This window comes from Bacteroidota bacterium (assembly GCA_016715945.1).
In the GTDB taxonomy this organism is placed as follows: domain Bacteria; phylum Bacteroidota; class Bacteroidia; order Bacteroidales; family F082; genus JALNZU01.
On record JADJXJ010000001.1, the window covers coordinates 176,982 to 198,458 of the forward strand.

General features: G+C 50.7%; 19 protein-coding genes. 12 read left to right on the forward strand and 7 right to left on the reverse strand.

The genetic code is table 11. The features are described 5' to 3' along the window. Positions 1-14: 14 nt before the first annotated feature. The 5 genes from IPM52_00660 to IPM52_00680 form a co-directional block, all read right to left on the reverse strand. Complete coding sequence (locus IPM52_00660; GenBank protein MBK9290138.1) at positions 15-365, reverse strand: 30S ribosomal protein S6; 351 nt, start codon at positions 363-365, stop codon at positions 15-17. Positions 366-484: 119 nt separating this feature from the next. Then, a complete protein-coding gene (gene wecB / locus IPM52_00665; GenBank protein MBK9290139.1) occupies positions 485-1,639 on the reverse strand; it encodes a UDP-N-acetylglucosamine 2-epimerase (non-hydrolyzing) in 1,155 nt (384 codons plus the stop codon). A 5-nt stretch (positions 1,640-1,644) separates the two neighbouring features. Beyond that, positions 1,645-2,352, reverse strand: coding sequence for a DNA repair protein RadC (gene radC / locus IPM52_00670; GenBank protein ID MBK9290140.1), 708 nt, complete (start codon positions 2,350-2,352; stop codon positions 1,645-1,647). Positions 2,353-2,407: 55 nt separating this feature from the next. After that, entirely contained in the window at positions 2,408-3,544 is a 1,137-nt protein-coding gene (locus IPM52_00675) for a cytochrome-c peroxidase (GenBank protein MBK9290141.1), read from the reverse strand. Beyond that, positions 3,541-4,413, reverse strand: coding sequence for a hypothetical protein (locus IPM52_00680; GenBank protein MBK9290142.1), 873 nt, complete (start codon positions 4,411-4,413; stop codon positions 3,541-3,543). The genes IPM52_00675 and IPM52_00680 overlap by 4 nt, the downstream gene beginning before the upstream one ends. A 127-nt stretch (positions 4,414-4,540) precedes the next feature. Between IPM52_00680 and IPM52_00685 the strand changes: the two genes are divergently transcribed. The 5 genes from IPM52_00685 (at position 4,541) to IPM52_00705 (ending at position 12,266) form a co-directional block, all read left to right on the forward strand. Beyond that, complete coding sequence (locus IPM52_00685; protein MBK9290143.1) at positions 4,541-5,599, forward strand: DUF2027 domain-containing protein; 1,059 nt, start codon at positions 4,541-4,543, stop codon at positions 5,597-5,599. Between the two features lie 169 nt (positions 5,600-5,768). After that, positions 5,769-8,867 carry a cytochrome c biogenesis protein CcsA gene (gene ccsA / locus IPM52_00690; protein ID MBK9290144.1) on the forward strand — a complete coding sequence of 1,033 codons (3,099 nt, stop codon included), beginning with the start codon at positions 5,769-5,771 and terminating at the stop codon, positions 8,865-8,867. A gap of 40 nt (positions 8,868-8,907) precedes the next feature. Next, the gene (locus tag IPM52_00695) at positions 8,908-9,408 is read left to right on the forward strand and encodes a TlpA family protein disulfide reductase (GenBank protein MBK9290145.1); all 501 of its coding nucleotides are present in this window, start codon (positions 8,908-8,910) and stop codon (positions 9,406-9,408) included. Positions 9,409-9,420: 12 nt separating this feature from the next. Further along, positions 9,421-10,023 (forward strand): thioredoxin family protein, encoded by a 603-nt coding sequence (locus IPM52_00700; GenBank protein ID MBK9290146.1) that lies wholly within the window; start codon positions 9,421-9,423, stop codon positions 10,021-10,023. A gap of 134 nt (positions 10,024-10,157) precedes the next feature. Continuing rightward, the gene (locus IPM52_00705) at positions 10,158-12,266 is read left to right on the forward strand and encodes a M3 family metallopeptidase (GenBank protein MBK9290147.1); all 2,109 of its coding nucleotides are present in this window, start codon (positions 10,158-10,160) and stop codon (positions 12,264-12,266) included. A gap of 58 nt (positions 12,267-12,324) precedes the next feature. Here IPM52_00705 and IPM52_00710 read toward each other — a convergent pair whose 3' ends face one another. Then, positions 12,325-12,528 (reverse strand): hypothetical protein, encoded by a 204-nt coding sequence (locus IPM52_00710; GenBank protein ID MBK9290148.1) that lies wholly within the window; start codon positions 12,526-12,528, stop codon positions 12,325-12,327. A 311-nt stretch (positions 12,529-12,839) separates the two neighbouring features. On the opposite strand from IPM52_00710, the gene IPM52_00715 reads away from it, so the two are divergent. The 7 genes from IPM52_00715 to IPM52_00745 are packed head-to-tail and all read left to right on the forward strand — an operon-like array spanning position 12,840 to position 19,035. Beyond that, positions 12,840-13,253: a ribonuclease P protein component gene (locus tag IPM52_00715; GenBank protein MBK9290149.1), complete on the forward strand. Its 414-nt coding sequence runs from the start codon at positions 12,840-12,842 to the stop codon at positions 13,251-13,253. Next, a complete protein-coding gene (yidD, locus tag IPM52_00720; protein ID MBK9290150.1) occupies positions 13,237-13,467 on the forward strand; it encodes a membrane protein insertion efficiency factor YidD in 231 nt (76 codons plus the stop codon). Before IPM52_00715 ends, yidD begins: the two co-directional genes overlap by 17 nt. 20 nt (positions 13,468-13,487) lie before the next feature. Next, positions 13,488-15,140 (forward strand): PDZ domain-containing protein, encoded by a 1,653-nt coding sequence (locus tag IPM52_00725; GenBank protein ID MBK9290151.1) that lies wholly within the window; start codon positions 13,488-13,490, stop codon positions 15,138-15,140. 13 nt (positions 15,141-15,153) lie between these two features. Continuing rightward, positions 15,154-16,761, forward strand: coding sequence for an O-antigen ligase family protein (locus IPM52_00730; protein MBK9290152.1), 1,608 nt, complete (start codon positions 15,154-15,156; stop codon positions 16,759-16,761). A 39-nt stretch (positions 16,762-16,800) separates the two neighbouring features. Beyond that, positions 16,801-17,304 carry a cytidine deaminase gene (cdd, locus tag IPM52_00735; protein ID MBK9290153.1) on the forward strand — a complete coding sequence of 168 codons (504 nt, stop codon included), beginning with the start codon at positions 16,801-16,803 and terminating at the stop codon, positions 17,302-17,304. After that, positions 17,301-18,170: a ChaN family lipoprotein gene (locus IPM52_00740; GenBank protein ID MBK9290154.1), complete on the forward strand. Its 870-nt coding sequence runs from the start codon at positions 17,301-17,303 to the stop codon at positions 18,168-18,170. Before cdd ends, IPM52_00740 begins: the two co-directional genes overlap by 4 nt. 10 nt (positions 18,171-18,180) lie before the next feature. Then, positions 18,181-19,035 carry a hypothetical protein gene (locus IPM52_00745; protein ID MBK9290155.1) on the forward strand — a complete coding sequence of 285 codons (855 nt, stop codon included), beginning with the start codon at positions 18,181-18,183 and terminating at the stop codon, positions 19,033-19,035. Here the strand turns inward: IPM52_00745 and IPM52_00750 are convergent. Further along, positions 19,027-21,429 carry a TonB-dependent receptor gene (locus IPM52_00750; GenBank protein ID MBK9290156.1) on the reverse strand — a complete coding sequence of 801 codons (2,403 nt, stop codon included), beginning with the start codon at positions 21,427-21,429 and terminating at the stop codon, positions 19,027-19,029. The two genes, IPM52_00745 and IPM52_00750, sit on opposite strands and share 9 nt — an antisense overlap. Positions 21,430-21,477 lie beyond the last annotated feature (48 nt).

Genomic DNA, 21,477 nt, shown 5'->3' on the forward strand with positions numbered 1-21,477 from the left:
TTTTTTAAAGTTGGTTACGCATTGGCCTCAGCAGCTTCAGTGGCTTTACGGCGTTTTTTCTCGTTGTAAGCAACTGCGTGTTTGTCGAGCTTCACGGTGAGGAACCTGATAACGCGCTCGTCGCGTTTGAGCTGGGTCTCAAATTCGGCAATCAGTTCGCCGGGTGCCTTGTACTCGATCAGATGGTAAAAGCCGGTCGATTTTTTCTGGATCGGATAGGCCAGCTTGCGCATGCCCCAGTGCTCTTCGTGAACGATTTCGGCACCTTGCTCCTTCAAAAAATCCTGATACTTCTTTACCGCTTCCTTCATCTGTTCGTCAGACAAAACGGGAGTTAAAATGAAAACGGTTTCGTACTGGTTCATAATTAGGATTTTGTAATCAGTAATTTGTAATTTGAAAACGGAGTGCAAAGGTAAGGATACTTTTTGAAAGTTTGCACGCCGAAAGAAAAATAATTGAATTTAAAGTGCTGGTGCTCAGTTCAGGCGTGTTTGAGCAGGGTGTGGCAGATAAATTCGGCTGCATGTCCGTCGCCAAAAATTTCAGGAAAACTGACCGGCCGGGCGTCCAGAAAGGCTTCATAAGCGCAAAGAATAGCTTTCTCATCGGCACCGGCAAGCCTTGCTGCTCCGCATTCCACAATTTCTGTCCACTCGGTTTCTTCGCGCAGGATGATGCAGGGTTTCCGGAAGAAGAAGGCTTCTTTCTGTACCCCTCCCGAGTCGGTAATCACCATGTCGGCCTGATTTTCGAGCCAGATCATCTGCAGGAATGAGGCCGGTTGTACCAAATGAAAATTTTTCTGTGCTTTCAGGGCATCGCGCAGGTTATTGGGCAGCTGCTTGTGCAGCACCGACATGGTCCGTGGGTGCAAAGGCAAATAAACTGAATGTCGGCCTTTTTGAGCTATTTGCAGCAAAGCGCTGAAAATCTGGCTGAGCCGGTGGCTGTCGTCGGTATTGTTGTTGCGGTGTATCGTGCAGAGGATGAAGGGGTTCGCTGACAGTTGCTCGTGTTTTTCCGGCAGTTGACTGGCATTGAGTGCCATTTGGGCAAAATGCAGGCTGTTGTCGTACATCACATCACCGCAATGAAAGATTGCCGGATTGTCGGCTGTGAAAGGCGGCCGGTTGTCGGGCCGGAATCCTTCGCGCAGCAGGTTGTCGAATCCGGTGCGGGTTGGGCTGAACAAAAAAGTGGAACAATGATCGCACACGATGCGGTTGATTTCTTCGGGCATGCTTTTGTTGAACGAGCGCAGGCCGGCTTCAATATGCACGATCCGGATGTTGAGCTTGGCAGCGGCCACCGCTCCGGCAAGGGTGGAGTTGGTGTCGCCGTAAAGTACCAGCATATCGGGTTGATAGGTTAGCAGTGCCTTTTCGATGCCTTCGATCATGCGGGCAGTTTGCACCCCATGGCTCGACGAACCTACGCCAAGATTGATGTCGGGCCGGGGAATCCGGAGCTCATCGAAAAACACAGCCGACATATTTTCGTCGTAATGCTGTCCGGTATGCAGAATCAGCTCGGTAATCTGTTCATCAAAGTGATTCCTGATGGCCCTGCTGATGGCAGCCGCTTTGATGATCTGGGGCCTGGCGCCCACCACGGTGAGTAGTTTCAGTTTTTTCATTTGTGTTATCTGGAAGGCATCAGTCCCTGGTCGGCAAAACTGAAATAGTTGTCGTGTCCGACGATGATGTGATCGAGCACGTTGATATCCAGTAGTTTACCGGCTGAGAATATTTTCTCTGTCAGTTGGGTGTCTGCCTGGCTTGGTCTGAGTTGCCCGGAGGGATGGTTGTGGCAGAGGATGATGTTGGTTGCACCGATTTCGAGGGCCAGGCGGAATATTTTTTTGGGGTCGGCCACGGTTCCGGTAAGTCCTCCCTCGCTGATTTCGGCAATGCGGAGTATCTGGTTGGCCTGGTCGAGCAGGATGATCCAGAATTTTTCGAAGCTCAGGTCGCTGGCCAGGGCATAAATGGATTCGAAGGCGTCGCGGCTGCTGCGTATGCTTTTGCGCTGGAGGATTTCGGCGCTTCGCCTGCGCTTGCCCAGCTCCAGGGCAGCTATGATGGTGATGGCTTTGGCTGTTCCGATGCCCCTGAATTTGGTAAGCTCGTTCAGGCTGAGTTTCGAAAGCTCGGCCAGGTTGTTGCTCACGTGGCCCAGGATGCGCCGCGACAGCGCTACGGCTGACTCCTTGCTGTTTCCCGAACCTATCAGTATGGCGATCAGCTCCGCATCGCTCAGGCTGTCTTTGCCTTTGAGCATGAGCTTTTCGCGGGGTTTGTCGTCGTCGGGCCAGAATTTGATTGGGGCACGTGGTTGTTGCTGATCCATGCTTTTCCGGGGCTTGGCTCAGCAAAGATAGGCATTGAAATTATCTGACCAACACTTACTGCTGGTCAGGAAACTTTTCCGGCCGGGCAAAAGCAGGGTTGGTCAGAAAATCTTCGTCGGTCAGCGCATTCAGAAATGCTTTGAGGTCGTTGCGCTGTGCGGGCGTGAGCCGCACGCCACCACGCATCACGTGATGCATAAGCGGGTCGATGTAAGGCGAGTATTTTACTCCGGTGGAATAGAATTCAATCACTTCATCAAGACTCGAAAAGCGACCGTCGTGCATATAAGGGGGAGTCACGCTGATGTTGCGCAGGCTGGGGGCCTTGAACGCACCGATGTGCGCCGGATTGCCGGTAATGGAATACCTGTCGGCAAGCTGGGCAAAGATGGTGTCTTTGCCATTATTATAAAATAGGTGTGTAGTGAATAGGGGATTGCCACCACCTCCGTGACAATGAAAGCAGTCGGCACCTTCTTCGGTGGTAAAGAGCACAAAACCCCGCAGCTCGGCTGGTGTGAGCTGCAACTCTCCCATCAGGTAACGATCGAAACGCGAATTGGCCGAAACTAGGGTGCGGACGAACTGGGCGATGGCCCGCTCGATGTTTTTGAAAGTGACCTGACTCGAACCAAATGCTTTGTAAAACAGTTCCGGGTAACCCTTCAGGCCCTGAAACAAAGCCTTGACCCTGTTGGTGTCGGCATTCATCTCGTCTTCGGCCATCACGGCTACCCGCACAAAATCTTCGATGTTGCGCAGATTGACATTCGGGTTGTCGGGATAGATAAACCCATTCCAGCCGTATCCGCTGTGGTTCCAAGCCAGATTGAAGAGCGGCAGCATCACGTGTTGGGTCGGTATGCCGGTGATGCCATGCACAAATCCACCCTGAAAACGCGGATGATCGATGCCGGCTTCGAAAGCGTTGGCCTGGATATGGCAGGTGGCGCAGCTCATCAGCGAATCGGGGTGTGTGCGCCCGCTGAGCCTGCCATCATAAAAAAGGTAACGTCCAAGTTCGATGCCCTCGACGGTGAGCGGATTGTTGGGCGGAATATTGAGCTGGGTGGGAAATCCGAACGGAATATCAAGCTGGTAGGGGGTGGGCTGCCAGGTTTCAATGGTCTTTTTTGTGCACGACGCAATGGTCATTGCCACAAAAGCGACTGCCAGGATGTATCTTGTCATTTCGTTGCCGTCAATTTCAGACTAAACACATTGTGCCCGTTTTCACAACCCAGCTTCATGGCGTTTTGCTGCTGCATGATGCTGCCACCCCAATGGTTGTGGTCGTACACATGCGGCTCCCTGAACCATTGGTCAATGTCCATTTGCAGTTGCAAAGCAGTGGTTTTGCCTGCCTCAACAACGATGGCTGCCGGAATATTTACCTCGAAATCGTTGTGGATAAAGCCAACCACAGGCAGTGTTTTTTGAGGTGGTTGATAGCCTTCGCAGTGCTGGGCATGTTTGCAACATTGGTTCATATCCACCATCGCAGCCTTGGGCGCTGCACTGTCGTAAATCTGCCCGATGCCAAGGTGAAAATTGAAAGGTTCGAGCAAGCCATTGTTGTTCAGCCATTTGCCGTTCAGTTTCATGTAATGGTAACCGCCGCCCAGGTAATCGGGCCAGAACATAAACGACTCCGGTGGATTGGTGTATTTCAGGCTTTTGTTCATGGCCTCGTCGAGTCCGAAAACGAAACTTATTCCATTGTATGTGCCCGCGGGTATCCCGGAAAACATTTGCGACAACGTAGCCGGAATATTGCTGTCGAAATAAACCGGCTCCCCGTTGTTCAGCACAAGTTTGCTGCCATCCGGCCGCGTCAGGCTCAGGCGGGAGATAAACCACTGCACCTCGGTGACGAGGTAATTGTTGCCTGCCGCATTGGTGTATATCATTTTGTTGGTTTCCAGCGGTTCCTGACCTACTTTGTGCACAGCAAGGAGCTCTAGGTCGCCGGTTGGAACCTGGCTTGGTTTGTTGCAAGATAACAACGATGCGGCGAAAACAATAATCGGGATTAAGTGCCTGATAAACAGATTTTTCATTGATTTTGAGTTTGGAGTTCCAAGTGTTAAATAAATACAAAAATAATACCAATCTACCTGTGTAACGGACAACCCATTCAGTCAAACTTGGCGGCAAACTATCTTTGCGGTTTAAAACATATACGCAATGAATAACATCAAACCCGGAGATGAGGTTCGTTTTTTGAATGCGACCGGCGGAGGAAGGGTTGTGCGGCTCATCGACAGCCGTATGGCATTGGTTGCCATAGAGGATGGTTTTGAAATCCCGGTGCTTATATCGGAGCTGGTGGTAGTGCAGCCGGAAGCTCCTACCAACAGGCAGGCTGCTACGGATGCGCTTCAAAAGGAATTGCAAGCCAGGCAGGTCGCTGAGGCTGAACTTCAGGACCAGGCGCGTAAAACCCAGCTTCGCCGCTTTGCAAAAAATCCCGAGCAGGAAGGGTTTTATCTGGCCTTTGTACCCCACGAGCAGCAATGGTTGCTCACCGGGCCACTCGATGTGGTTCTGGTCAATCATAGTCCGGTGGAATTGCTTTACACACTGCACATTTTCGCCGACGGACAATGGATGAATGCCGATTATGGCCAGCTTGAACCATACAGCAAGGCTGTGATTGAAACCATATCGCGCGACGACCTCAACCACTGGACCAAAGGTGTGGTGCAAGGCTTGCCGGTGTTCGACCAGGTGGCCGAGCCGCTTCGGCCCCTGCATGCACACTTCCATATCAAGCCCTCAAGGTTTTACAAAGAAGGAAGTTATGTCCAGCTCGCCGTGCTGGGCGAAAAAGCTGTTTTCATGCAACTCGAACCCTTTGCGGCTTTGCGGCAGACTGCAGAGAAAACTGATGCCGAGCCGGTCCGGGTTCAGGCTCCGGTCAGGGAAAAGGCGCTTATCGACAAACACCGTACGGCCGAAGGGGAGGCCGTAGTGGATCTGCACATTGGCGAACTGGTTGACAACATCAGCGGCCTGAGCAGCCACGATATGTTCAACATCCAGCTCGAATATTTCCACAAAGCCCTCAACAGCGCCATGGCGGAAGATTACCATAAAGTGACCTTCATCCATGGGGTAGGAAACGGTGTGCTCAAAAATGCCATCGTTCAGGCCCTTGAGAATTTTGAGGGAACTTCAAGCAGGATGGCCTCGATGAGCAAATTCGGCGTAGGCGCCATCGAGGTGCTCATACGCGACCGATGAACAGTTTTGTGGTCTTTTGTAACATTTTGGTAATTAAAACCTTGCTTTCCTGTTAAGTTTTTTAACAGGCCGGAACCGCCCGAATGCCGGTTGCGGCCCGGCCAGATTGTTTTTTTCGTATAGTTTTGAATTGTATTTAAATCATTCAAAAACAATTTGTTTAACCCATATGAAGCGATTTTTAAACATTCTTTTTTCGATGGAAATGATGAGCCTGATGCTGATTGCATTTGCCATTGCCATCGGCACGGCCACTTTCATCGAAAACGATTTTGGCACCGAAGCCGCCAAGGCGGTGGTGTATAATGCCACCTGGTTCGAAGTTTTACTGGTTCTGCTCGGTATAAACCTGGTTGCCAATGTATTCCGCTACAAGATGTGGCGCAGGGAGAAGCTCGTGATTTTTGTGTTTCACATTTCATTTATCGTCATTCTTGCAGGAGCTGCAATAACCCGATATATTGGCTATGAGGGTATTATGAGCATTCGTGAGGGCGAAACCGAATCTACGATGATTTCCGAGAAGTCCTATGTAGTCACCGAGATCAAAGATGGCGACAAACTGGTGCGCTCGCAACGCGAGGTGCTCATGTCGCCCTTGTCGGAAAAGGCATATCGCGAAAGGGTTTCGATCAATGATAAAGATTTTCGCATCAGGTCGGTGCGCTATATACCCAATGCACAGGAGATCCTTGTACGTGGCAATCCCGGCGAGGGCGAGCCATATCTGGTGATGGTGGTATCGTCTGGCAATGCCGGGCGTAATAATCTGATTATCAAAACCGGAGATCAACGCAACTTTCTTGGTGTACGATACATTTTCAACCAGCCATTCGAGGAAGGTGCCTTTAACCTTCGTATGACCGGCAATGTGGTGGAGTTCAATGCTCCGGAAGTAGTTACAGCAATGGCTATGATGGGTGGAACAAGCGACACCCTGGCAGCAGGGCAATGGCATCCTTTCGAAATGCGTAAGCTTTATGGCATGGGCGATACGCGCATCGTACTGACGGACATTTACGAAAATGGCAAGGTTGACTTTACCAGCTACAAGGGCAAAGACATGCGTTTTATGAATGCCATGATTGTTGAGCTCGAATCGGGCGGACAAACCACAAGCCTTGCCCTGAGGGGTGGAAAAGGTTACAAAGGCGAGCCTGCAGTGACCCAGCTCAACGGCGCAGAAATCAGGATGGTTTACGGAGCTATTGATATCCAGCTGCCATTTTCACTTAAGCTTGTTGATTTTCAGTTGGATAGATATCCGGGTTCAAATAGCCCTTCATCCTATGCAAGCGAGGTGATTTTGATTGATGAGCGCAAAGGAATTGAAATGCCATACAGGATTTTTATGAATAACGTGCTTAACTATGGCGGATATAGGTTTTTTCAGTCATCCTACGACAAGGATGAGCTTGGAACGGTACTGTCGGTGAACAAAGATGCTGCCGGAACGATCGTTACCTACATTGGGTACTTTCTGATGACCCTCGGCATGATGCTGGCCCTGGTGGTGCCCAATACCAGGTTTGCATTGCTCGGAAAACTTATGCGTAAAAAGGCCGGATTTGTTGCTTTGCTGATGATGCTTACGCCAGCCATACAGGCACAAAATCAACCGCATAGTGCCGACATTGGGCAGCTTAAAGTAGTGGACAAAAAACATGCTTCGGCCTTTGGAGAGCTGCTTGTGCAGGACCATGACGGCCGCCTGAAGCCCCTGAATACACTTGCCAGTGAAATGTTGCGAAAGGTGTCGCGCAAGACAAGTTTCGCCGGAATGAATCCTGAACAAGTGCTGATTGGCATGCAGATGGAACCGGAGAAATGGCAGCTTGTGCGAATGATCAAGGTGTCGCATCCCGAACTGAAGAAGTTTCTTGGCATTACCGGAAATCACGCTGCCTTTGTGGACATGCTCGACTTTAATCAGGGCGGGGGATATAAGCTGCGCGACCTGGTGAGCCAGGCCTATGCACGCAAGCCTGCCGAAAGATCGAAGTTCGATAACGATGTGATTGCGGTGGACGAGCGTGTGAATATCGCCTATTACGTCTACACCGGCGAGCTGCTCAAGGTGTTTCCCGATCCGCGCGACTCGCACGCACCCTGGTTTACGCCCGGAACCCGGCCTGCCGGGCTTAATTCCGATGATTCAACTTTTGTTGCCAGTGCTTTCAATGTGTATTTCAGTTCGTTGGCTTCGGGCAATATGGAACAGGCCAACCTTATTCTCGAGGGAATGAAGAATTATCAGCAGAAATATGGTGCTGAGATTCTGCCCTCGCAAGGCAAGATCCGGGCCGAAATGATCTACAACCGCATGATGATTTTCGACAGGCTTGGCAACCTTTACGGATTGGCCGGTGTGATCATGCTAGTGTTGGTGTTTATGAATATTTTCAGAGAGCGCAAATGGATCAACTCCACGCTGAATGTATTTTACTGGATCATGGTGGTCTTCTTTGCCCTGCAAACCTTCGGACTGGCCATGCGTTGGTACATAGCCGGGCGTGCACCCTGGAGCAATGGTTACGAATCCATGATTTATATCGGATGGGTTACCGTGCTGGCAGGACTTCTTTTCGCCCGCAAGTCGCAGATGACCATAGCAGCCACATCCATCATGGCGTCCATCATCCTGATGGTGGCTCATCTTGCCTGGCTCGATCCCGAAATAACCAACCTCGTGCCTGTACTTAAATCGTATTGGCTCACCATCCACGTTTCTGTGATAACTGCCAGCTATGGTTTCTTTGCCCTGGGCGCATTGCTCGGATTCATGAACCTGATTATCATGATTATGAAAACCGAGAAGAACTTTGGGCGCCTCGCTCAGAAAATCAAGGAACTCAACTATATCAACGAACGCACCATCATCATCGGGCTTTACCTGCTTACCATCGGAACTTTCCTTGGAGGCATATGGGCAAATGAATCGTGGGGCCGCTACTGGGGCTGGGATCCCAAAGAAACATGGGCTTTGGTTTCGGTGCTGGTTTATGCCTTTGTGGCTCACATGGGATATGTGCCCGGACTGAAAACCGACTACAGCTTTAGTTTTGCCACCCTGGTGTCGCTGAGTGCAATCATCATGACCTACTTTGGTGTCAACTACTACCTGTCAGGATTGCATAGCTATGCCGCTGGCGATCCGGTGCCGATCCCGACTTTTGTGTATTATACCGTAGCGATTGTAGCCATTGTCTCCATCACAGCCTACCTGAACGAACGCCGTTTCAGGTATCTGCCTGATCGTCAGGATTGATGGACGTTGAACAATGGTGCTTTCATTTTGTTGTAATGGCATGAACAGATTGATATTGCTTGCTGTATGGCTTGTGTTGAGCATGGCCGCTTTCGCCGGGCCGGGAAACAAAACGGTAAAAAACATTCCCACGCTTACATTTGAAGCGTTCGAGCCATTGCTCAGGCAGCAAAACGATACTGTTTACGTGGTAAACTTCTGGGCCACATGGTGTGCGCCATGTGTGAAGGAACTGCCTGATTTTGAGCGCTTAAATCAGAAATATCACCGTAATAAGTTCAGGATGATACTGGTTAGCCTCGATTTCAACCGGCAAAAGGAAAGTCGCCTGTTGCCTTTTGTGGAGCAGCACAAACTGAAAGCCGAGGTGATTCACCTCAATGCTCCTGATGCCAATGCCTGGATTGCCAAAGTCAATCCCGATTGGTCGGGGGCCATTCCTGCCACGCTCATATACAAAGGTAACAGGCAGGTATTTCGTGAAGGAAGCTATACCTTCGAAGAACTTGACCAAGTGGTTAAGCAACTCATCACCAAATAAATACACTGAACAATGAAAAAAATCACACTCATTTTCTCTATGCTGGCCCTGTCGGTTGCACTCATGGCCCAGGGCTATAAGGTGGGCGATAAAGCTGCCGATTTCAGGCTCCGCAATGTGGACGGACGTATGGTTTCGATGGCGGATTATCCTGATGCAAAAGGATTTATCGTGATTTTCACCTGCAACCATTGTCCCTATTCCGTTGCCTATGAAGATCGGAAGATCGAACTGCACAACAAGTTTGCACCCATGGGATATCCTGTGATTGCGATCAATCCCAACGACAGCATCGCCCAGCCGCAGGACAGCTATTCAAAAATGCAGATCAGGGCAAAGGAAAAGAACTTTCCTTACCCTTACCTGCTCGATGCGGAACAGACTGTGTACAAGGAATATGGAGCCACCCGCACGCCCCACGTGTTTTTGCTTCAGCGCCAGGATGCTGATCTGATTGTGCGCTATATCGGAGCTATCGACAACAATCACGAAGATGCCACTAAGGCAGATAAGAAATATGTGGAGAGCGCCATCGAAGCCATTGAGCAGGGCAAAAGTCCTGATCCAGACTTCACACGTGCCATCGGATGCACCATCAAAGTGAGAAAATCCTGATTTAAAGCATAGAAGAAAAGACAAAAGCAAGCGGCACGGCCGTTTGCTTTTTTGTTTTGTCCGCTTTCATGCATGCGGCACACAACAAAAAATAAGGGTTTAACTTTGGCTGCCGAATCAAAAACCAGAAACTGATGTTCAGAAACTTCATGCTGGCAGCCGTGGTCATCCTGGTTGCAACATCTTGTAAAACAAAACAAAAAGAAGCCCGAATGAATCCGTTCATGCAGCCTTACGAAACGCCTTATGGCATACCGCCTTTCGAGCAGATTCAGCTATCCGACTATCTGCCTGCATTCGAAGCTGGTATGGCTGCGCAAAAGGCCGAAGTGGATGAAATCGCAAATAATCCCGAGCCACCCACATTTGCCAACACCGTCGAAGCGCTCGAGCGCAGTGGCGCTTTACTGACCAGGGTAAGCGACGTGTTTTTCAACCTGAACTCCTCACTAACCAGCGACTCCATGCAGGCCCTTGCTAAGGAGATTTCGCCCAGGTTGTCGGCACATAACGACGACATCATGCTCAACCAGAAGCTGTTCGAGCGGGTAAAGGTGCTGCACGACCAGATGGATCAGCTCAGCCTGAACTCCGAACAGCGCATGTTGCTCGACAAATTGTACAAGCGTTTTGTAAGAGGTGGCGCCCTGCTCAATGATGAGCAAAAAGAACAGCTCAGGAAGATTAACGAGGAACTTTCGCTGCTCTCGCTTCAGTTTGGCGATAATGTGCTGGCCGAAAACAACAGGTTCAAATATTTTGTGGACGACATCAGCGAACTGGCCGGCTTGCCTGAGTCGTTTATCAACAGCGCGGCCGAGGCCGCTGCAGCTGAGGGAAAGGCCGGCCAATGGCTGCTTACCCTGCACAAACCCAGCCTGATACCTGTGTTGCAATATGCACACAACAGGGCGCTGCGCGAGAAGATGTTCAAAGGCTACATCATGCGCGGCGACAATGACGATGAATTCGACAACAAGAAGCTCGTATTGCGTTCGGTTGAACTGCGTATCCGGAAGGCACAGTTGCTGGGATATCCTAACCATGCCGCCTTTGTGCTCGACCAATCCATGGCCAAAACGCCCGATGCAGTGATGAACTTTGTGGCCGAGCTTTCGCGCGATGCCATGCCAATGGCGCGCAAGGAAGCCGAGGAGCTGCAAAAAATGATCTATAAAACCGGTGGCAACTTCAAGCTTGAGCCCTGGGACTGGTGGTATTATGCCGAAATGGTTCGCAAGGAAAGGTACGACCTCGATGAGAATGCCCTCAGGCCATATTTCAAGCTCGAGAACGTGCGCGATGGTGTTTTTGCGCTTGCCGGTAAACTTTATGGCCTCAGGTTCGATGCACGCAACGACCTTCCCAAATATCACCCCGATGTGGAAGTGTATGAAGTGACCGAGGCCGATGGCCGCCATGTCGGCATTCTTTATATGGACTACTTTCCGCGTCCGTCAAAATCGGGTGGCGCATGGATGAGCAACTTCCGCGAACAAAGTATCCGTGATGGAGAATTTGTGCATCCGATTGTAACCACCTGCTACAACTTCACCCCACCCTCGTCGGGCATGCCTGCCTTGCTGAGCTGGGACGAAGTGGAAACCTTGTTCCACGAGATGGGACATGCCCTGCATGGCCTGCTGGCCAACACTACCTATGCCTCGCTCAGCGGCACCAACGTGCCCCGCGACTTTGTGGAGCTGCCCTCCCAGATCATGGAAAACTGGGCATCGGAACCTGAGGTGCTGGCCCTGTATGCATTTCACTACGAAACCGGAGAGCTTATCCCTCAGGAACTTGTGGAAAAGATGCAACGCAGCGGAAAGTTCAATCAGGGTTTTGCCATGGCCGAATACCTGGCTGCATCGCAGCTCGATATGGACTGGCATGTGCTTGAGGGCGATGTGCCTCAGGATGTGGATGCTTTTGAAGCTGTTTCGGTGAAAAAGTCAGGTTTGATCCCCCAGATTGTGCCGCGTTACCGCAGCACCTACTTCAGTCATATCTTTTCAGGTGGTTATTCTGCCGGGTATTACAGCTACCTCTGGGCCGAAGTGCTCGACTCCGATGCCTTTGAAGCATTTAAGGAAAACGGCCTGTTCGACCAGGCCACAGCAAGCCGTTTCCGTACCTGGGTGCTCGAAAAAGGCGGCACGGTCGATCCCATGGAACTCTATGTGGCCTTCCGTGGCAAGCAGCCCGACCGCAAAGCCCTGCTTAAAAAGAGGGGAATACTCTGATATTCAAAAATAAAAAGCCGGCGTTCAAGCCGGCTTTTTTTATATAGGTTAGAAAAACTTATTCTTCGTCTTCGTCGTCAAACGATTCGTCGTCATCAAACCTGAACAGGTCGAAGTCCTCGGCCTCGTCTTCTTCGCTGTAAGCGTCGTAAACCGTGGGCTTTCGATCGCGCTTGGCAATCATTTTCTTCACAGGTTTGCGGATAAACTCGTCGTTTTCGGGGAGGTCGTGCCGACGTGTTTTTTTCTTTACCGGTTTCATGTCACAAAGTGTTACGTGATTGGTTTAGATTTAGTTATGAAATTGATTTGATTTAAGGGATTTCTGTTGTGCGCGCATTTGCCATGGGGTGGCAAAATGTATCGAAATATATGGCAGCTTATATGTTGACTTTTTAACTTATTGTTTAACTGATGATTCGGTGTTTCTTCTGTTCAAATCGGTGCAATTTTAATGTTTTTTGTTTTTCACAACATCGGCCATTGAAAAAAAATCTTTAAGGCAACACTCGGTATGGATTTCTGCTTTGGCGGGCAACGCATTGCATGCCGCCATAAGCCTATCTTTGCAGCATGAACAAACAGCATCAGATTCCGGCCGGGGAGGGGCTGCCTCGTGCGCACATCCTGAGGGGACGCTCAGCAGTGATGCAGCTTTTCGGAAATGGAAATTCTTTTGCTGTGCCGCCTGTGAGGGTGGTTTACCGTTGGCATGACGAGCAAGCTGATGTGCCTGTTCAGGTGATGTTTACCATTTCCAAACGCAGTTTTAGAAAGGCCTCGCACCGCAACCGGATACGCCGGCTGATGCGTGAAGCATGGAGGCGTCACAGCAATAGAGTCTGGGAACTTGCCCAGAAGCGTCAGAAAAACCTGCATGTGGCACTCATCTATTCCCGCCAGGATATGCCGGCCTATGCTGCGCTTGAAAGCAAAATAATTCAGGCAATACATCGTTTAACCAGATCCGATGAAGCATCTGATTAACATACCCACTTATCTGGCTATCCTGTTGGTGAGGCTATACCAATATACTTTGTCGCCCTATCTGGGGCGCTCCTGCCGGTATTATCCCACCTGTTCCAACTACAGCATCGAAGCCTTGAAAAAGCATGGCTTTCTGAAGGGGGGATGGTTGTCGGTCAAACGTATTGCTTCGTGCCACCCATGGGGTGGAAGTGGTTATGATCCTGTGCCTTAATACAATAAACTGACAGTTGCATGAAACACTTTTGCTATCTGATTGTCTTCCTGTTGCTTCCGTTTTTCGGGGCAGATGCACTTGTGGCACAAAGCCGCAACAACTTTGAAATCTCAAAGAGCCTTGAGATTTACAACAGCATCCTGAAGGAGCTCAATATAAACTATGTGGACGAGATCAATCCCTCTAAACTCAACGAGGCTGCTATCAATGCCATGTTGCAGGAGCTCGACCCTTACACAGTTTTTGTGCCCGAATCGCAGATTGAGGACCTCCGGCTGATGACCACGGGAGAATACGGTGGCATTGGCTCGCTCATTCAGCAGAGTGGCGAGTATGTCATCATTTCAGAACCTTACGAAGGTTTCCCGGCGCAGAAGGCCGGGTTGATTCCGGGTGATAAAATACTAGAGGTCAATGGTGTGGATATGAAAGGGCGTCCCTCGTCGGAGGTAAGCGAATTGCTTAAAGGTGCACCTGGTTCCACCCTGCGCCTGCGCATTGGCCGCGAAGGGGAAGAATTGCCCCTGGAGTTTGAACTCAAGCGGGAAAAGATTAAAATTGACAACATCCCTTATGCGACTGTTTTTCCTGGCGGAATAGGTTATCTCCGCCTGTCAGGCTTTACTCAGAAAGCTGCCGCCGAGGTGCGCGAAACCATCCTGAACCTCAAAAAGCAGCAGCCGCTCAAGGGCCTGATTATCGACCTGCGGGGCAACGGAGGAGGCTTGCTGAATGAAGCAGTGGATATTGCCGGACTTTTTGTGGAAAAAGGTGAGCTTATCGTCAGCACCAAAGGTAAGGCCCCGGAGCAAACCACTGTGCACCGCACCCGTACTGCCCCGCTCGAACCCGACCTCCCGCTGGTGATACTGGTGAACGAAGGCAGTGCTTCGGCCAGCGAAATTGTTGCCGGAGCCATGCAAGACCTCGACCGGGGTCTGGTAATCGGCCAGAGAACATTTGGCAAAGGCCTGGTGCAGAATGTGGTGCCTCTTGTTTACAATACCCAGCTCAAGCTGACTATCGCGAAATACTACATTCCCAGCGGCAGGTGCATACAGGAGATCGACTACGCCCACAAAGACGAGAACGGCGGCCTTGTACCCGATTCGCTCCGCTCGACCTACAAAACCCGCAAAGGACGCCTGGTGTACGACTATGGCGGCATCATGCCGGATATCGTCATGGACCCTGTGGAATTCAGCCCCATCAGCTCTAGCCTGTTCACCGGCAACTACATCTTTAAGTTTGCCAACGAGTTTGCCCGCACCCACAGCCAGATCCCTCCTCCTGAAGAATTTGAAATCACAGATGAGATCTACAACGACTTTATCAATTTCACCCGCCGGAAAAACTTTGACTACACCACCCGGAGCGAAAAGCTGCTCGAAGAGCTGAAAAAGATAGCCGAACAGGAATCTTACCTTCAGGAGGTTGAACAACATATTGAGCAACTGCGAACTCAGTTCAACGCAATCAAGGAAAAAGATTTTCAGTTGCACCGCCGCGAGATTGAGCAGCTGCTCAGGGTGGAAATAGTTTCGCGATACTACTATCAGAAAGGAAAGATTATCAGCGCTTTAAAGGATGATCCCGAGGTGAAGAAAGCCATTGAATTGCTTAGCAATCCTTCTGCATACCGCGCTGTTTTCGAAAGGGGCCGCATCTGAAAATCCGTTTTGCATGCAGCGACCTGGCATTGACTGGTACTTTATAGTTTTGATCCTGCTGGCTTGCAGCATCCCCTTGTCGGAGTTCGGGATGTCGGTTGCACAGATTTTGCTGCTGCTGGTCTGGATTTTTTATGACCGGCCAACAACTACCGGATTCTGGACTTCAGTGGGGCGAAACATCCGCCAAAGGTGGAGCGCTTTTCTCAGTAACAAAGCCGCTGTTGTCGCTGCTTCAGTTTTCCTTCTCCACATTGTTGGGTTGCTTTATACCTCCGATATGGCCTATGCTTCCAAAGACCTTCGGATCAAGCTGCCGCTTTCGCTGCTTCCTTTGGTGCTCGGCTCAATGCCCCGGCTTTCGGAGAAGAAAACCAATACCCTCCTGCTATTTTTCGTAGCGGCGGTTTTTGCCGGCAGTTTGTTCAGCTTTGCGGCTTATTTAAAAGGAAACTTTACCGATATCCGTGAGATATCCCTGTTTATCAGTCCGGTTCGTTTCAGCCTTACCCTCGTGCTCTCCATCGTCATTTTGATTGTGATGGTGCTAAGGTACCGCAACATGCCCTGGTATATGTATCTGGCTGCAATGGTGTTTTCGGTTTGGTTTTTCTACATCATCAATCTGCTTGAATCGGCTACCGGTTTTATCGCGCTTGTGGTCTTGCTTACCTTGCTGGCTTTTTGGCTTATCTGGCGGATCAGGCAAGCCGTGGTCAGGTGGTCGCTGCTGTTAATGGCTGTGCTCATTCCTGTTTCTGCTTTTGTGTTTGTTGCACGAACCACAAAAGACGTCTCATCGCGGGCTCGCGTCAACCTGGAGCAGCTTGACCAGTTCACTTCCAGAGGCTATCCTTACCGGCACGATACCGTGCATTTTGGCGTGGAAGACGGAAAACACATCGGGCTATATCTGGCCGAAGCTGAGCTGGCTGATGCCTGGAACCAAAGAAGCAGTTACAACTTTTATGGGCAGGACGAAGCCGGACAGCTTATCATGTACACCATCATACGATACATGACGTCCCTGGATTTGCGCAAAGATGCCGATGGTGTGGCCGCCCTAAGCCCGCAGGATATCCGAAATATTGAAAAGGGGATTGCAAATGCCAATTATCTGCAACCCGGATTGCGCACACGCATCTCCAAGGCATTCATGGGTTACCAGAACATGAAATTTTTTGGCGATCCCAACCGAAGCAGCGATTTCCAGCGGATTGAATACCTCAAAGCTTCGTGGCATATCTTTAAAAACAATTTCCTGTTTGGGGTAGGTACAGGCGATGCCCCGGAGGCTTTCAGGCAGGCATATGATGAGCTGAATACCCCCTTGCAGGAAAAATTCAAATGGCGTGCACACAACCAGTTTGTATCGGTGCTCGTTGCCTTTGGAATTGTCGGGCTGATCTGGTTTGTTTTTGCGTTGATATACCCAGCACTAAAGCTCAGACGCTACCATGACCTTATTTACCTGATGTTCATCGTGTTGATGATAATGTCCATGTTCACCGAAGACACCCTGGAGTCGCAGCCCGGGGTCACATTGTTTGCTTTCTTTAATGCCTTTTTCCTGTTCACCGCTGCGCTCAATCCACACAACAGCCATCGCGGCAGGCAATAGCGTGTTTTGTTTACATTTGCAGGAGCAAATCATCTTGACATGGCCAAATCATCCATCGTGCTGGACTATCAATGGTTTTCCAGTCTAGAAGAGCTCCCGGCCGGGGACGCCCGTTTGCTTGCCATGGCGCACGAGGCAGCCACAAGGGCGTATGCCCCTTACAGTGGCTTCAGCGTAGGGGCTGCGGTGCTGCTTGACGATGGCACCGTCATTACCGGCAATAACCAGGAAAACGCGGCTTATCCTTCCGGTTTATGTGCCGAGCGGGTTGCACTTTTTTATGCCTCAGCATTGCATCCCGGTATGGGGGTTAAAGCCATTGCAATTACAGCAAAAAACAAGCAAAGTATCATTGATCAGCCTGTTACGCCATGCGGCGCTTGCAGACAGGTAATGGCCGAATACGAAAAGATGAGCAATCTCCCGATACGCGTCATCATGCAAGGACAGCAAGGGCCGGTGATGGTTATCGAATCGGTTGCCAGCCTTTTGCCTTTCACGTTTGCCAACGACTTTCTGTTCAACCATAAAAACACACCATGAGAAAATATCTCGTTGCACTTTTGCTTCTTGCTCCGCTGTTGGTTTTTTCGGCCGACCCGCTTGCGTTCAGGCTGGTTGACTCAAAAGGCAGAAAGTCGTCGTTCGTAAAGATGCTTCGTGCCGCTTCGCAGGCCGATGTGGTGTTTTTTGGTGAGCTGCACAACAATCCCATAGCCCATTGGATGCAACTTGAACTGACCACAGCCCTTGCCGATAAATTTGGGGAACAACTTGTGCTGGGCGCCGAAATGTTCGAAACCGACAATCAGGCTGCGCTCAACAATTTTCTCGCCGGCCTGATCAATCGCGACAGCCTCCAGAAAGCTGCACGCCTTTGGCCTAACTATAAAACCGATATTGAACCTCTTGTGCTGCTTGCACGCGATCGCAAATTGCCCTTTATTGCCACAAATATTCCGCGGCGCTATGCCTCACAGGTGTTCCGCCAGGGCTTCGAGGCGCTCGAATCGTTGCCTGAGGACGAAAAGGCCTTCATTGCACCTTTGCCCATTGCTTACGATCCCGAATTGCCATCGTATAAAGCTATGCTCGACATGATGGCAGGGCATGGCGGAGGACCAAATGTGGCCAATTTTCCAAAAGCCCAGGCTGTGAAAGATGCCACCATGGCCTGGTTTATTCACCAGAACCTCGCTGCCGGGAAGAAGTTTATTCATTTCAACGGCGCCTACCACTCCGACAACTTTGAGGGTATTGTCTGGTATTTGCGAAAACTCCGCCCGGAATTAAAGATCATGGTCATTTCGACACTCGAAACAGCTCAGCCTCTCCGACTTCCGGACGATAAGAAAGGCGTAGCCGATTTTGTGCTGTTGGTGCCCGAAAACATGACCAAAACCCACTGAGCCGGATCTTATGCTGCTGCTTGCCGAATCGGGCGCAACCCATTCCCGCTGGGCTTTGCTGCTGCCGGATGGTGACGTTCAACGGGTTACGCTGAACGGTTTCAACCCAAACTATCATGCTCCGGAGGAATTGCTCAGGATTTTAAATGAACTGATCGTACAAATTCCTGGCGCCAGTCGGGCAGGTCGGATTGTTTATTACGGTTCAGGTTGTGCCACCAGCGAAAAGGCGGATACTGTCAAAAAGCTGCTTTCGGAGAGATTTCCCCTGATTGGCATCGAAGTTCATGGCGATTTGCTGGCAGTGGCCCGCGGAATGCTTGGTCAGTCACAGGGAATTGCGGCTATACTGGGAACAGGTTCCAATGCCGGATTGTACGACGGACGCCAGCTGCTTAAAACCATTCCCTCCCTGGGCTACATCATGGGCGACTATGGCAGCGCATCGCACCTGGGCAGGTTGCTGGTGCAAGCCTACATGCGGCATGCCATGCCTGCCAATCTGGCCGAAAGTTTTGAAAAATTCGCTGCGCTAAACCATCATAACCTGGTTGCCGCCATTTATTCTCATCCCTCACCGGGAAACTTTCTGGCTTCGCTGGCGCCATTTCTGTCAGAACAACTTCACAATTCCTGGGTAAAGAATATTGTGACACAGTCGTTTGGTGAATTTCTTGCTGAAATGCAGGCGACGCTGGGCACTGCTGAAGTGCATGCCATAGCATTTTCAGGTGCGGTTGCCCATCACTTTGCGCCTCTGCTTGAGCATGCTGTGCGACAGCGTGGCATCAACACTCCGGTCTGGATTTCAGCCTCTCCTTTCGATGGCCTGATACAATATCACCGGAAAACGGTATCAGAATAGCATGTTGAGCTGCAGCATCCAGTGAATTCCTGCCTGCGGATAGAGCCCCTCCATCTCGAGGGCCTGCCCGTCGAGAAAATAGCGGTAAACCCAGCCATTGGCCACATATTGCTGATCGAACAGGTTGAAAATGCCCAGGGTAAGGCGGGTGCGTTCGGCCAGACGTAAGGTAGGGGCGTACGACAAGGTTAGATTTGTAGTGGAATAGGGATCAATACTTCTGGTTTTGCTTGAGGTGTTGTCGAGATACTGCCGGCTGACGTAGTTTGTTTGCAATCCGAGTTCAAGCTGTCCGGTCGGATTCCAGGTGGCCATTAACCCGGCTACAGCCGAAGGTGAGAAGGAGATGTTGGTGTTGCCGTGTCTGATTTCATATTGCAGCGGCTGGTTATTGGGATCGTCCCAATAGTTCCAGTTGTCCACATATTCCACAAAATCAACAATCCGGTTGCTGCTCAGGCTGAAGTGACCGTCGAGCTTAAGCTTTTGAGACGCTTTCCAGGATGCCAGGTTTTCCCATCCGATCCGGTAACTTTTTGGCACATTTGTCATGATGGGCGAACCCACATTGTTGATCTTGCCTGTGAGCACCAGCTGGTTGTTGTAATACATCATGTAGGCATTTGATTCGAGCCGCAGATTGTTTTTTTCAGTGCGCAAGCCTATTTCCACATTATACATACGCTCGGGTTTGATTTCCTGACCCGGATCCAGGTCACGGTAAGCTGTGCGGTTGGGCTCGCGATTTACGATGGCCAGCTGGAGGTAAGCGTGAGTGCTTGTGTTTAGATGCCGGGTAATACCTGCTTTGGGGTTAAAAAAGAAGAATTTGTGAGTTTGGGTGAGGTCGCGCAGGTTGTCGTGGGTGCCTTCGATGCGGTAATCAATCCGACGGAAATGGAGGTCGGCAAAGGCTTCCCATTTGTCAGTCAGCACAATATCGGCCTTGCTGAAAAGGCTGGCATCGGTTTTTGTCCCGGTGTTGAAATACCAGGGCGTTTTATTGTCCACGGCGGCAACCCGCGACCAGATAATGTAACCGAAATGATCGCCCTTGTAATGGTTGATGCCGGCGCCCGAGCGCAGGCTCATGCGGCCTTGCTGCCATTGGTGCCCCAGCTGTGCACCATAAAAACTGTTGTCGAGCCACTTCTGCCTGATCAGGTCGGAGCGCTTGATTTCCACGCCACCCACAACTGGGTTCGGAAGGCCGTATTTGCTGAATCGTTCGTTGTTTTTCCAGTTCTCGTAGTATCCTTTTCCAAGGGTTAGGAATGTGGTCAAAGTCAGCGTATGAAATGGATTCAACTCATGTGCGGCATGCAGCTGGTAGTAATCCTGCTGATAGTTGTCGGTTTCGTTGTAGTAAAAACCAATGAGCTTGCCGTTGGCATCCTTTATTTCGCCGGCCGGGTTATACCTCCGGTTGGTATCGAGGGCGGCGCGGGGTATGCCGTTCCAGGCCTGGTAGGTTTTTTCGGCTCCGCTGCTTGCCATGATTTTAACCAGGCTGCGTTTGCTTGTCCATCCCCCGGCAAGATAAAACGACCTGAGATCGGACGAGGCGCGGTCAATGTATCCATCGGAGGATATTTTGCTCAGCCGGCCTTCGAAGTTAAGCCCTTTTGCGTTTGTTCCCGTACTGAAGTTCAGGGTGTTGCGGAAGGTGTTGAAGGCGCCCGCACCAGTGGTGAACTCTACAAAAGGCGTGTCGGGGCGCGATAGGGTGCTGATGTTGATGCTTGCGCCAAAGGCTGCTGTTCCGTTGGCCGAAGTGCCTGCCCCGCGCTGAATCTGCATGCTTTCGACCGAGCTGGCCAGATCTGGCATATTGACGAACCAGACCCCATGCGATTCAGGGTCGTTCACAGGCACCCCGTTGAGGGTGACGTTGATGCGGGTGATGTCGGTGCCACGTATGCGAATGCCGGTATATCCGATTCCGGCTCCGGCATCGGAATTGACAACCACCGAAGGGGTCATCGTCAGCAGGTAGGGGAGGTCGGGTCCGGTATTGCGGGTCGCAATGGCTTGTTTGTCGAGCAGGGTAAAGGTGGCTGCGCTATTGCCGGTGAGCCGGGTGGCACGCACCACAACCTCGTCCTGAAGCAGGCTGGCAGGCTTCAGGGCAATGCTGATCATCTTGTTGGCATCCACCACAATGCGCTGCTCGTCAGTGTGATAACCTACATAGCTCACCTGCAGCACATACGTCCCGGCTTTCAGTTGCTGAAATACAAAACTGCCGTCAGCGGCCGCAACTTTGTTCAATCCATGGCTTTTGAGGCTAAGGTGCGCTCCGGGCAAACCCTGCCCGGTTTCTGCATCGGTCACCCTGCCGCGCAATTCAAACTGGGCTATGAGCAAGAGCGGTGCCCACAGCAAAGAAAACATCAAAGAAAATTTTGACCACATAAAAATTGATTTAAAGGTTTGATAATG